Annotated in this window: 15 protein-coding genes; 8 read left to right on the forward strand and 7 right to left on the reverse strand. The window is 40.0% G+C overall.

The genetic code is table 11. From position 1 onward, the window contains the following. Window positions 1-115 precede the first annotated feature (115 nt). Window positions 116-1489: a cell division protein ZipA gene (gene zipA / locus BTO08_RS09005; RefSeq protein ID WP_105060733.1), complete on the reverse strand. Its 1374-nt coding sequence runs from the start codon at window positions 1487-1489 to the stop codon at window positions 116-118. 355 nt (window positions 1490-1844) lie between these two features. On the opposite strand from zipA, the gene cysZ reads away from it, so the two are divergent. From cysZ to crr, 5 genes are all read left to right on the forward strand, one after another. Further along, window positions 1845-2606, forward strand: coding sequence for a sulfate transporter CysZ (gene cysZ / locus BTO08_RS09010; RefSeq protein WP_105060734.1), 762 nt, complete (start codon window positions 1845-1847; stop codon window positions 2604-2606). A 270-nt stretch (window positions 2607-2876) separates the two neighbouring features. Next, window positions 2877-3845, forward strand: coding sequence for a cysteine synthase A (cysK, locus tag BTO08_RS09015; RefSeq protein WP_105060735.1), 969 nt, complete (start codon window positions 2877-2879; stop codon window positions 3843-3845). A 308-nt stretch (window positions 3846-4153) separates the two neighbouring features. After that, window positions 4154-4441, forward strand: a complete 288-nt coding sequence (locus tag BTO08_RS09020; protein ID WP_005370199.1) for an HPr family phosphocarrier protein — start codon at window positions 4154-4156, stop codon at window positions 4439-4441. Between the two features lie 54 nt (window positions 4442-4495). After that, complete coding sequence (gene ptsI / locus BTO08_RS09025; RefSeq protein ID WP_105060736.1) at window positions 4496-6220, forward strand: phosphoenolpyruvate-protein phosphotransferase PtsI; 1725 nt, start codon at window positions 4496-4498, stop codon at window positions 6218-6220. 40 nt (window positions 6221-6260) lie between these two features. Continuing rightward, window positions 6261-6770: a PTS glucose transporter subunit IIA gene (gene crr / locus BTO08_RS09030; RefSeq protein WP_005370195.1), complete on the forward strand. Its 510-nt coding sequence runs from the start codon at window positions 6261-6263 to the stop codon at window positions 6768-6770. Window positions 6771-6891: 121 nt separating this feature from the next. On the opposite strand, the gene BTO08_RS09035 is transcribed toward crr, so the two are convergent. The 3 genes from BTO08_RS09035 to BTO08_RS09045 all read right to left on the reverse strand — a co-directional run bounded on the left by BTO08_RS09035 (window position 6892) and on the right by BTO08_RS09045 (window position 8878). After that, window positions 6892-7788 (reverse strand): Dyp-type peroxidase, encoded by an 897-nt coding sequence (locus BTO08_RS09035; protein ID WP_105060737.1) that lies wholly within the window; start codon window positions 7786-7788, stop codon window positions 6892-6894. A 210-nt stretch (window positions 7789-7998) separates the two neighbouring features. After that, window positions 7999-8412 carry a hypothetical protein gene (locus BTO08_RS09040; RefSeq protein WP_005370191.1) on the reverse strand — a complete coding sequence of 138 codons (414 nt, stop codon included), beginning with the start codon at window positions 8410-8412 and terminating at the stop codon, window positions 7999-8001. A 19-nt stretch (window positions 8413-8431) separates the two neighbouring features. Next, window positions 8432-8878 carry a DUF2919 domain-containing protein gene (locus tag BTO08_RS09045; protein ID WP_105060738.1) on the reverse strand — a complete coding sequence of 149 codons (447 nt, stop codon included), beginning with the start codon at window positions 8876-8878 and terminating at the stop codon, window positions 8432-8434. Window positions 8879-9303: 425 nt separating this feature from the next. On the opposite strand from BTO08_RS09045, the gene BTO08_RS09050 reads away from it, so the two are divergent. From BTO08_RS09050 to BTO08_RS09060, 3 genes are all read left to right on the forward strand, one after another. Beyond that, complete coding sequence (locus tag BTO08_RS09050) at window positions 9304-9651, forward strand: DUF2956 domain-containing protein (RefSeq protein ID WP_105060739.1); 348 nt, start codon at window positions 9304-9306, stop codon at window positions 9649-9651. A 15-nt stretch (window positions 9652-9666) separates the two neighbouring features. Then, the gene (locus BTO08_RS09055; protein WP_105060740.1) at window positions 9667-10104 is read left to right on the forward strand and encodes a DUF1499 domain-containing protein; all 438 of its coding nucleotides are present in this window, start codon (window positions 9667-9669) and stop codon (window positions 10102-10104) included. A 69-nt stretch (window positions 10105-10173) separates the two neighbouring features. Next, a complete protein-coding gene (locus BTO08_RS09060) occupies window positions 10174-10407 on the forward strand; it encodes a hypothetical protein (RefSeq protein WP_105060741.1) in 234 nt (77 codons plus the stop codon). A gap of 45 nt (window positions 10408-10452) precedes the next feature. Here the strand turns inward: BTO08_RS09060 and BTO08_RS09065 are convergent, their stop codons facing one another. Genes BTO08_RS09065 through BTO08_RS09075 form a run of 3 tightly spaced genes read right to left on the reverse strand, consistent with a single transcriptional unit; the run spans window position 10453 to window position 11707 of the window. Further along, window positions 10453-10593, reverse strand: coding sequence for a TIGR02808 family protein (locus tag BTO08_RS09065; RefSeq protein ID WP_105060742.1), 141 nt, complete (start codon window positions 10591-10593; stop codon window positions 10453-10455). A gap of 15 nt (window positions 10594-10608) precedes the next feature. Next, window positions 10609-11184 (reverse strand): NapC/NirT family cytochrome c, encoded by a 576-nt coding sequence (locus BTO08_RS09070; protein ID WP_105060743.1) that lies wholly within the window; start codon window positions 11182-11184, stop codon window positions 10609-10611. A gap of 25 nt (window positions 11185-11209) precedes the next feature. Next, complete coding sequence (locus BTO08_RS09075; protein WP_105060744.1) at window positions 11210-11707, reverse strand: nitrate reductase cytochrome c-type subunit; 498 nt, start codon at window positions 11705-11707, stop codon at window positions 11210-11212.

Here is an 11707-nt window from a genome sequence, read left to right on the forward strand (position 1 = left end):
TTTCTGCCAAACAACGCCTATCGATAATAAAACGATTGAGACGGTTGCCTAAATTTAAATAAAAAACAGGCCCCTTAAAGGAGCCTGCTCATTAATGACTTCATCTTTTTAAAGATTAAGCATTATTATATTTCACTGATTTTTCTCGATATTGCGTAATTCGATTTGGCGTGATCATTACACGATCTTGATCGAGAACATCTGCATTTAACTCATCAGCAATTTGCTGTGCTGTTTGTAGCATTAAGTTAAAGTTACTTGCTGCTTTACCGTAACAAGGCAACATTAAGAAAAAGCCGATACCTGGTGTTTCAAAATGTTGGTAGTTAGTTTCAGGGAAAGAGCCTGGATTTAGCAAGTTAGTTACTGAGAAAATAACAGGTTCCGTGCCAGCTAAATCAGCATGACGATGGAACACTGAATTCTCACCAAAAATTAAACCATGACGCTCTAAACATGCAAACAGTGACGGTCCACGTAAAATCTTACCGCTGCGCGCATGAACGCATAGCGATATATAAGTTGGTGGTAATGGCTCTGGCTCTAGCTCTGGCTCTGGCTCTGGCTCTGGCTCTGGCTCTGGCTCTGGCTCTGGCTCTGGCTCTGGCATGAAGCTAATGCTTGGTTCTTGCTTGGTTTGAATAGAGGGCTCAGCAACTTGTACTACCTCTTCTTCAGCAACAGGCGTTGCTACTTCAACTTGTGCTGGCTCTTCAGCAGGAACAAATTGTGCTTGAGGCTCAACAACAGATTTTTCAACCGGTTGTTCAATAATTTCAGGCTCAACCACAGGAGTTTCGACAACAGCCGACTGTGTTTGCTGAACAACAGGCTCGGCCGCTACAGGCTGCTGAACAGTTTCTTGAACTGGAGTATATACTGGCTGCTGTGGTTGCTGAATGATTTCAGGCTGTACTACCGATTCAGTCACTGGCGGTTGCGTTTCTACAACAGGTGCTACAGTTGCTGTAACCTGAGGCTGTATAGCAGGCTCAACAGGAATGCTATTAGGTTGAACAGCCGATTGTTGAACATTTACAGGTTGTGCTGGCTGCGCAGATGTTTGTGGTGATACTTGTTGAGGTTTTTCAACTGTCGTAGCTTGTGGTTGAACAGTTGTTACTTTAGCAGGTACATCATCATTATCTGTTGCTGACATTTTAGGGAGATCATCATCACCTTCATCAGCCGAGACATTACCTAACAATGGATCTTGCTGTGGGCGTTCACCAAAACTAAAACCTGGCTCTTTGCGCTTTGTTGGTTTTGTCTTTTCAACCACTTCCTGTGGCTTACTTATAACACGCGCTTCACTAACACTCTCTTCAACGTCACCTTGAACATCAAGTGCCGTTTCATCGATTTTACCTACTGGCTTTTCACCAAACTTGGCCGGTTTTTCTTTTCGACTTGTCCATAGACCATGAAAAAGAAGCGCTGTGATCGCAAGCGCACCAACAATAATAAGAACTAGACGCAATTCCTGCATACGAATACTCTGAAATTAACTCGTTATCCCTAGACGGGGTTAATAATAGTAAAAAATCAACTAGGCAGACAAAATCTCTAGCTAGAATTTCTTGCCGATGACTTACTGTACCAAAACTCAAATGATAATGAGAAGTTGAATATCGCTATTCAGTCAAGATAGTCTTTACAACGTGAGTTTTGTACACTTTTACATCATTTTTCATTATGAATGATGAGATTTAATGGTTTGTCAAAACTGTGACAACCATATTTTCATTTGATTCCATCCTATATAGCCCGTTAACATACTCTTATATAGTCTCTCTATCATCCCTCATCAAAATAAATTTGAGAGATTCGATTAAGGAAACCACATGTCGCAACTGCATGCTATAAAATCAACAACCAGCGGCGCTGGATACTTTTTTAAAGGGTTACAACTGGTCACTCAACCAGGAACGCGTCGTTTTGTAATTATCCCATTACTTATCAATATCCTATTACTAGGTGGTGCATTTGCAACCTTACTTACTCAGTTGAATGGGTGGATTGATGGTTGGTTAAGTTACCTGCCAAGCTGGCTTGAATGGCTATCTTATGTGTTATGGCCGTTACTTGCCATTGCTGCATTAGTCACGTTTTCTTATTTCTTCAGTACCATTGCTAACTGGATTGCAGCACCATTTAATGGACTATTGGCTGAATATTTAGAAGCTAAACTCACAGGTAAAAATCCACCTGATGATAGTTTTAAAGCGTTAATTAAAGATCTACCTCGCACCATGGGCAGAGAGTGGACCAAATTGAAGTATTACTTACCAAAAGCGATCGGCTTATTGATCCTCATGTGGATCCCTGCTATCGGGCAAACGCTTGGTCCTATTTTATGGTTTTTATTTAGTGCTTGGATGATGACAATTCAATATGTTGATTACCCATTTGATAACCACAAAGTGCCATTCATTGATATGCGAGATGCACTTAAAGAACATCGTGGGCAAGCATTAAGTTTTGGCGCTGTTGTCATGTTTTTCACTATGACCCCTATTATTAACTTACTTGTCATGCCTGTGGCCGTTTGTGGCGCGACAGCAATGTGGGTTGATCATTACCGCGAGCAATTCAAACGCTATTAAGATCAACGATAAATATTCACCAAAGAGCACTTATTCTAGTGCTCTTTTCTTTTCTACCAAACTTGCTGCAAACACCATTGTTTACCGTTATTTGAGTAAAACATATTTGTAAATTAGTCACTTGACGCTTTTCATCCCACTATATATCTTTAGTTCAATATAATTCACACATTGATAACAATAAGATATAACCATTAATTACTTTTCAAATAACTTATCCAGTATATTCTTAATTTATATTACTTTTAACGTGTCACGAAGGAACGAAGCATGAGCAAGATTTATGAAGATAACTCACTAACTATTGGTAATACTCCACTAGTACGTCTTAACCGTGTAAGTAACGGTAAAGTGTTAGCTAAAGTAGAAGCTCGTAACCCAAGCTTTAGTGTTAAATGTCGTATTGGCGCTAACATGATTTGGGATGCTGAGAAAAAAGGCCTTTTAAAAGAAGGTGTTGAACTTGTAGAGCCAACGAGTGGTAATACCGGTGTTGCACTTGCTTTTGTTGCTGCGGCACGTGGCTATAAACTAACATTAACCATGCCTGAGAGCATGAGTCTTGAACGTCGTAAGCTATTAAAAGCATTAGGTGCAAATCTTGTGCTAACTGAAGCGCCTAAAGGCATGAAGGGCGCAATTGATAAAGCAGAAGAAATTGTAAATTCAGATCCAAGTAAATACCTACTGCTACAGCAATTTAATAACCCAGCAAACCCAGAAATCCACGAAAAAACCACAGGTCCTGAAATTTGGGATGCAACGGATGGTGAAATTGATGTGTTTATCTCAGGCGTAGGTACTGGCGGTACACTTACAGGTGTTAGCCGTTTTATTAAACAGCAAAAAGGCAAAGCAATTACTACAATTGCAGTTGAGCCTCTAGAGTCACCAGTAATTACCCAAACATTAAATGGCGACACGGTACAACCAGCTCCACACAAAATCCAAGGTATTGGTGCTGGTTTTATTCCTGGTAACTTAGATTTATCATTAATTGATGAAGTTGAAAAAGTAAGCTCAGATGATGCAATTGAAATGGCGCGTCGCCTAATGGATGAAGAAGGTATTCTTGCTGGTATTTCATCAGGTGCTGCCGTTGTTGCTGCAAATAACATCGCAGCTCGCCCAGAATTTGCAGATAAAAATATTGTTGTGATACTGCCTAGTTCAGGTGAACGTTACCTATCAACTGCACTATTTGCAGGCATTTTCACAGAAAAAGAAACACAACAGTGATCACACTTTATAATCTTTAATAGGTATATCGCTATGAAAAAAGCCCCTTTGTGGGCTTTTTTGTTGCATTTTGAACTGAGCTTTAATATAAAACTCGCACGCTTTATTTTTAGCTCCGAAATAAAGGAGCTAAAATGCACTTTAATCGCTAACAAGCAAGTTTCTGATAAAACTTTGACTTGGATTAAAGCTAAGACATTATGCTATTAGGTAGTTTATACTGCAGCAGCACGAGCAAGATATCTATATTATGCTTGTCATTAATAAAGTAATTATTAAATAAAATACTATATCTATCGGGGTGAATTATGTATCAGAAGCAAGTTGAAATCACAGCACCAAATGGTCTACACACTCGTCCAGCGGCTCAGTTCGTTAAAGAAGCAAAATCATTTGATGCAGATGTGACTGTAACTGCTAATGGCAAAAGCGCTAGCGCAAAAAGCCTATTCAAGCTTCAAACTCTTGGCTTAATCAAAGGTGCACAAATCACTATCGCTGGTGAAGGCGCACAAGCTCAAGAAGCTGTTGATGCTCTAATTCAACTGAAAGAAGATCACGACGGTTCACCAGTTGCAATGTTCCGCGAGATCTAAGCTACGTTTATATACAAACGGGTTTTCAGTTTTTAGTTAATTTAAGGTAAGGCTATGATTTCAGGTATCTTGGCATCTCCAGGTATTGCTTTTGCAAAAGCACTACTCCTGCAAGAAGAAGAGGTTGTTCTAAACAAAGCACCAATCTCTGCAGACCAAATCGATAACGAAATTCAACGTTTCTTCGACGCACGAAAGAAATCGTCTGAGCAGCTAGAAGTAATCAAAGAAAAAGCACGTGTCACCTTTGGTGAAGAGAAGGAAGCGATCTTTGAAGGTCACATCATGTTGCTTGAAGATGAGGAGCTTGAAGAGGAAATCATAGCCCTTATTAAAGATAAAATGTCTGCTGACTTTGCAATCTACTCTGTTATCGAAGAGCAAGCACAAACACTTGAGTCTTTAGATGATGAGTACTTAAAAGAACGTGCAAGTGATATCCGCGATATCGGTAGCCGTTTTGTTAAGAATGCATTAGGCATTAACGTAATCAACCTAAGTGCTATCAGCGAAGAAGTTATCCTTGTTGCTAACGATCTTACACCGTCTGAAACAGCACAGATTAACCTTGATTATGTTCGTGGTTTTATCACTGATATCGGTGGTCGCACATCACACACTTCAATCATGGCACGCTCGCTTGAGATCCCAGCGATTGTTGGTACAAACGATATCACATCAAAAGTTAAATCTGGCGATATGCTAGTACTTGATGCAATCAATAATCAGGTTGTAATCAATCCAACGGATGATGAATTAAACAAATTTAAAGCTATCAGCGACGCGCACAAAGCAGAGCAAGAAGAACTAGCGAAGCTAAAAGATCTTCCTGCAATTACGCTTGATGGTAAGCAAGTAGAAGTTTGCGGTAACGTAGGTACAGTGAAAGACTGTGACGGCGTAAACCGTAATGGTGGTGAAGGTGTAGGTCTATACCGTACTGAATTCTTGTTCATGGATCGCGATTCTCTACCGACAGAAGAAGAGCAATACCAAGCATACAAAGAAGTTGCAGAAGCAATGCACGGTGAGCCAGTGATTATCCGTACTATGGATATCGGTGGTGATAAAGATCTTCCATACCTAGATCTGCCAAAAGAAATGAACCCATTCTTGGGTTGGCGTGCAATCCGTATCAGCCTTGACCGTCGTGAAATTTTACGTGATCAGTTCCGTGCTATTCTTCGTGCATCTGCACACGGTAAGATCCGTATCATGTTCCCAATGATTATTTCGGTTGAAGAAGTACGTACACTTAAAGCTGCAATTGAAGAGTTTAAAGTTGAATTAACGGCTGAAGGTTTAGCTTTTGACACTGACATCGAGATCGGTGTGATGGTTGAAACGCCAGCAGCTGCAGCAATTGCACACCACTTAGCGAAAGAAGTTTCTTTCTTTAGTATTGGTACCAACGACTTAACCCAGTATACTCTAGCAGTTGACCGTGGTAATGAGCTAATCTCTCACCTTTACAACCCACTATCGCCTGCTGTACTTACTGTGATCAAGCAAGTTATTGATGCTTCTCACGTTGAAGGTAAGTGGACAGGTATGTGTGGTGAGCTTGCCGGCGACGAACGTGCTACCCTACTTCTTTTAGGTATGGGTCTTGACGAATTCAGTATGAGTGCGATTTCTATCCCTCGCATCAAGAAAGTTATCCGTAACGCTAACTTTGCTGATGTAAAAGCAATGGCAGAGTATGCATTAACTCTACCAACGGCTGCTGAAATCGAAGAGCACGTAGAAAAATTCATCGCAGAAAAGACCATCTGCTAATATAGCTGCAGATAATATAACAACGCTTAGGAGCATCGATATGGGTCTGTTTGACAAATTGAAGAAACTGGTTTCTGACGACAGCAGTGAAGCTGGTGCAATTGAAATCATCGCACCACTTTCTGGCGAAATCGTTAACATCGAAGATGTGCCAGATGTAGTATTTGCTGAGAAAATTGTTGGTGACGGTATTGCTATCAAACCAGCTGGCAACAAAATGGTTGCACCAGTAAACGGTACTATTGGTAAGATCTTTGAAACGAACCACGCTTTCTCTATTGAGTCTGACGATGGCATCGAACTTTTCGTTCACTTCGGTATTGATACTGTTGAACTAAAAGGCGAAGGTTTTACTCGCATCGCTGAAGAAGGCCAAACTGTTAAAGTTGGCGACACTATCATCGAATTCGATCTTGCACTATTAGAAGAGAAAGCGAAGTCAACTCTGACTCCAGTTGTTATCTCTAACATGGACGAGATCAAAGAGCTAACTAAGCTTTCTGGCGCTGTAAACGTTGGTGAAACACCAGTACTACGCGTTAAGAAATAAGCTAAGTTCTATAGCTGATAAAAAAGCGCTACTTCGGTAGCGCTTTTTGTTTATCTGAACATTAAAAAAGCATGCTAAAACATTGTTCATCGCATGCTTATATCAACTGTTCTTTTAGAGATTAAAGGCTGTTCAACATCGCCATCGATGGAGCAAAGAAATAAGCCCCAGTAACAGGTTTTGAGAAACGTAACATTTGGTCTGTTTTACCATCTGTTTCACCAAACATACTTTCAAGCTGTGCATCAAAGTGATGCTGACGATGACAGTAAGCAATGAATAGTAAGCCATGATCTGATGTTACAGAGCCATATGGCAAGCTGTGACGCAGAATCTTTAAGCCTTTACCATCTTCCTTAATATCAACGCGACCAACGTGTGACGCAGCTGGCACATCTTCTAGTTCAATAGAATCAGGTTTCGTTCGACCAATCACTTTTTCTTGTGCTTTTACGTTTAGACGATGCCATGCTGGTAGGTTATGAACATAACGCTGTACCATAACGTAGCTACCACCCGCAAAATCACCTTCTTTTATCACCCCCACGTTAGCACGATCTTCTGCTGTTTGTGGATTCTCTGTGCCGTCAATGAAATCTGTCATGTCACGGTGGTCGAGGTATTGGAAACCATACGTTTCATCTAACACTTCTACGTCTTGAGACAATTTTTCTAAGAAAACACGAAATGCGTAAAAGTTAAGATCATGACGATTAGAATGGATATGCAGTAAGACATCACCACCTGTTGCTGGTGCAATAGTCTCACCTTCACCTAACTGACGGAACTCTGTTAATTCAGCTGGGCTTTGTTGACCTAAAGACTCCCAAAATGCCTTACCGAAGGCAACACTTGCATGTAACTTTGCGTCTTGCTGCTCAGTATTGAGATCCGCAAGTAACTGATGAATTGACTGGCATTGAGCAATAACATTTTGCTTATTACCAACAACATTCATCACCACATAAAGGGCAAAGGCGCCACGATCTGGAACGATTGCTGGTTGGGCAATACTCATAGGTGTCTTCTCCTAACAGGATGTTTAGTCAAAAATGAAAAGTAATTATAACGATATAAAGACGTAAATCACTTGATCTTAATGCATAAGTAGAAGGTTTTACTCTTTTCCAACGAAATCGGGTGTTTTGATACCGACTAGATACCAAAACGCCTTCTAAGAAGAAGGCGTTATTGAAGAAGAAAAAGATCAACGAACGATATTAATACATTATGCCGTCATTATTTCAATTTGGAGTTTAACGCGCTCTTCTAAGTCGGTATTCTCACTTTCAAATAGTATTGGCATATTAAGCCCCGTAGATAAGGTTTTGGCTAAAATAGTACGCCAACCACCATCATCTAATCGCTCTTGGATCTGAAAAGCAATTTTCACTTCATCTGGGGAAACGTCAAGTAGTTGAGCACGGCCAACCACTTCACGGCACAAATTATGTTGGCTTTGACTTAACCCATTAAAAAATATCGTTTCTTCACCAGGCAGTAATGAAAGTGAGGTATTCACTGTATGCTTCGAATGACAGTAACTGCTCAATTCAAAGCTAACATCAAGTAACCAGTCTGCCATCGCTAATGGGCTCAGTAACGTGCTTAACAGCAATTGTCCTCGACTTAAATCATTCATTACAGCTCCCCTTTACAGGCTAGTCTGCAAATATATCTTTAACTCGAGAGCTTCTTAGAAGGTACAACCCAAGCCATGCAGTTAACAGTAATGTGGTTGCCCGTATCCAGCTAAACTCACCATGACTGATAACCAAATGATATATTTGCATTAGAAAATCAAAACTATATGCAGCAAGTAACACTCTTTTCCCTTGCCGCCACAGAAAATGTATTAATTTATTATTCTTATTTCGTTGACCTGATAGCCACATCAATAATATTGCGGGGCTACCTATCGCCATTCCTATGTATAAAACATCTCTTATTGGATAAATAAGCTCAAGTAATTCACCGCCTTGAGTACGGCTAACACCAGCCATAATGAAAACTAACCAAGCTTTGGCGTTAAATAACAAAACGAACCACAACATGATATTAATTTTTAATTGTCCATGCTGATCATAAGCATCTATCGGATATAACAAGCCATTTCCCTCAAATAGGTATCCAATGAAATTCAGATCAGAGCTTAATAAACATCTCTATGGTTCACAAACGACTCTAATCTATTCATTTAAATTTTGAACAATAAGGATAAAGTTTTGTGCAGAACCGCACTTTTCCATTTTTTATATTGCCGCTATCGTCACACTTTTTGATCTAAAAAAAACAAAAACACTGTTTTTTAAACTCAGATCACAGACAGGAAAAGGTATAGTTAAATACTTAAAAAACATAAAGTTACACATTAAAAACACCATTAACAAACCTTTTACCTATTTCTGAAAATTTCCTACACAATCAGTAAGATAGTTCATCAGATTTTCTTTCTATTTTATTGCTAGGACATCAACTCTCTTATTTATGGGATATAATCTACGCTTAAATGTTATTTTCAGGGAGCTGCACCATGGCGAGTAGAAAACAATCTGCCCCTTCACCAGAAACACAAGCTGAAGCTATACGCGTCGCAAAAGCCACACAAAAAGCAGGGCAAACAAAAGAGCAAACTCGACTGATTGCACAAGGAATCCAAAAAGGTATAGAGCAATATAAAAAGCAGCAAAAAGCCAAGGCTCGTGAGCAAGACAAACTGAAAAAAAAGGTTTCACGTAACAAGGCCTCCAATGATGCTAACAACGCTTCAGAAGTCATAACGGATACAACTGTCATCTACCAGCAGAGCAAGCTCGCTTGGGGGCTTTTGATTGCCTCATGGCTAGGGTTTATCACTTATCTACTCCTTCCGCGATTATAAAAAAGGAATTACATCGTGTTACTTCGCTTTACGCTATTACTGTTACTTTTCCTCACAGGCTGTAGCGATACAAAGACAACCTCATGGACGCGTTCGATAAATCAGCTTTGTGAAAATAAGCCCAATTGTGTCTCAACGATTGAAAAACGTGAGCAATTTAGCGTTAAGCCTTTTCTTTTAACTACGAAAGGTGAACATAGCTGGGAGGAAATAAAACAGGTAGCGCTTCAGTTACCCGGAGCAAAAATAGCAGATCAATCTGATCACTATTTTCATATAGAAGCCACCAGCAAAGTGTTTAGGTTTATCGATGATTTTGAAGTCGAAAAAAAGGCAGAGCAGTTACAAGTACGCTCTGCATCACGGGTTGGATATTCTGATTTTGGTGTGAATAGGAAGCGAGTAGAAGCATTCCGTAACCAATTAATGAAGCACGAACTGATTAAACAATAAAAAATAATTTGATAATAATTCTCATTTGCATGTATATTTCTAATATCATTCGAAATAGGATTAGCTATCATGGATAAGAAAACGTTTAAGCTCTTCACACTATTAGGACTGAGCGTTATTCTTGGTTTGCATTTTTTTGAAATCAACACAAACGAAAGTCAGGCATTCTCTATCACTTATTTTATGTTTGAATGGTTGCCGCTTTATCTTGCTTGGGGTGTGTTGTTTACGATTGGATATCGCCAGTGGAAGCGTAATCCCCCGCGGAAAAACAACAAAAGCCGCCCTTCTATAACGCACTAGCGCATTAAAAGGACGGCTTATTATTTCTTTATACCGAATATTGGCCTATTCGCTAATTTTCTTATCTTTACCTAGCGAAAGTAGCCAAATACAAATAGCTGCTACTACAGCAAACCCAGATAGAATAATCACAGGCATTGCTGCGTAACCGAGTATATGCCAAATCACTGACTCTAATGTACTCATCTTATCTCCTTAGGTTTATTGCCAACCTTCAATATTTTTCATATCAGGCAGTTTATGTGCAATACCCTTGTGGCAATCAACACACGTTTTATCCCCTGATGCTAACGCCGTCGAATGTTGCTTAACGCTACGTTGCCCCTGCTCGGAAAAGTCCATATATTCAAATTCATGACAGTTACGACACTCTTGAGAATTATTATTCTTCATCCGCATCCACTCACGTTCAGCAAGATGGGCACGGCGAGCTTGGAATTTTTCTGTTGTATCAATCGTTCCCATTAAGTGAGCCACAATTTCTTTTGATGCCTGCACTTTACGTACAATCTTATCTGTCCAATTATGGGGGACGTGACAATCAGAACAAATAGCACGAACACCAGAGCGATTTGAAAAGTGAATAGTTTCACGGATCTCCTCAACAATCGGCGCGTGGCATCCAGCACAAAACTCTTCAGTATTGGTTTTTTCCATACCAGTGTTAAATGCTCCCCAGAAAAGTAACCCACCAATAAAGCCCATGAAGAGAACTAAACCGACTGCCACTTTGCTGGGTGTTTTTAAGCGTATCCAAAACGTTTTTAATAGCTTCATATATCGTCCTTAGCCTTTAACTACCCTATCGCAATGCATTTACACGTTTAAAATCACTCTCAACCAATGGCTTTGCATCAGCTTGAGGGACGTGACATTGCTGGCAGAAGTAGCGGCTTGGTGATACATCAGAAAGCACTTGCCCTTCTTGCGGTGAAATATAATGCGTCACACTAATTTTAGTTGCGCCCATTTCTTTGGCATTTTTCCAACTGTGACATGCTAAACATTTGTTTGCATTGAGTGATACTTCATAATTTCTGATTGTATGAGGAATTAATGGCGGCTGATAAACATAGTCGCTATCAATCACACCTTGATCTTTAGGATAGTGCTTCATTGGATCAGCTGGACGCGTTGTTTCTAATTCTGCCATACCACGTAAAGATTCAACGCCGCCGATGCCGCCTGGGTTATTAAACTCAGCCACAACATTCGCCGTTTCCTTTTGAGGCTCTTCGCTTTGAACTGTACCTGCAATGAAGGCACTAATTGCAAGCATTGCGATAAGTATTCTTTTCAT

Source organism: Photobacterium angustum, assembly GCF_002954615.1.
Classification (GTDB): domain Bacteria; phylum Pseudomonadota; class Gammaproteobacteria; order Enterobacterales; family Vibrionaceae; genus Photobacterium; species Photobacterium angustum_A.

Bases quoted from the DNA above. Each gene is read 5' to 3' on its own strand.
- BTO08_RS09050 (WP_105060739.1), top strand. From the start codon at position 9,304: ATGGCGAGTAGAAAACAATCTGCCCCTTCACCAGAAACACAAGCTGAA.
- BTO08_RS09040 (WP_005370191.1), bottom strand. From the start codon at position 8,412: ATGAATGATTTAAGTCGAGGACAATTGCTGTTAAGCACGTTACTGAGC.
- zipA (WP_105060733.1), bottom strand. From the start codon at position 1,489: ATGCAGGAATTGCGTCTAGTTCTTATTATTGTTGGTGCGCTTGCGATC.
- BTO08_RS09060 (WP_105060741.1), top strand. From the start codon at position 10,174: ATGGATAAGAAAACGTTTAAGCTCTTCACACTATTAGGACTGAGCGTT.
- BTO08_RS09035 (WP_105060737.1), bottom strand. From the start codon at position 7,788: ATGAGTATTGCCCAACCAGCAATCGTTCCAGATCGTGGCGCCTTTGCC.
- cysZ (WP_105060734.1), top strand. From the start codon at position 1,845: ATGTCGCAACTGCATGCTATAAAATCAACAACCAGCGGCGCTGGATAC.
- cysK (WP_105060735.1), top strand. From the start codon at position 2,877: ATGAGCAAGATTTATGAAGATAACTCACTAACTATTGGTAATACTCCA.
- ptsI (WP_105060736.1), top strand. From the start codon at position 4,496: ATGATTTCAGGTATCTTGGCATCTCCAGGTATTGCTTTTGCAAAAGCA.
- BTO08_RS09020 (WP_005370199.1), top strand. From the start codon at position 4,154: ATGTATCAGAAGCAAGTTGAAATCACAGCACCAAATGGTCTACACACT.
- BTO08_RS09070 (WP_105060743.1), bottom strand. From the start codon at position 11,184: ATGAAGCTATTAAAAACGTTTTGGATACGCTTAAAAACACCCAGCAAA.
- BTO08_RS09075 (WP_105060744.1), bottom strand. From the start codon at position 11,707: ATGAAAAGAATACTTATCGCAATGCTTGCAATTAGTGCCTTCATTGCA.
- crr (WP_005370195.1), top strand. From the start codon at position 6,261: ATGGGTCTGTTTGACAAATTGAAGAAACTGGTTTCTGACGACAGCAGT.
- BTO08_RS09065 (WP_105060742.1), bottom strand. From the start codon at position 10,593: ATGAGTACATTAGAGTCAGTGATTTGGCATATACTCGGTTACGCAGCA.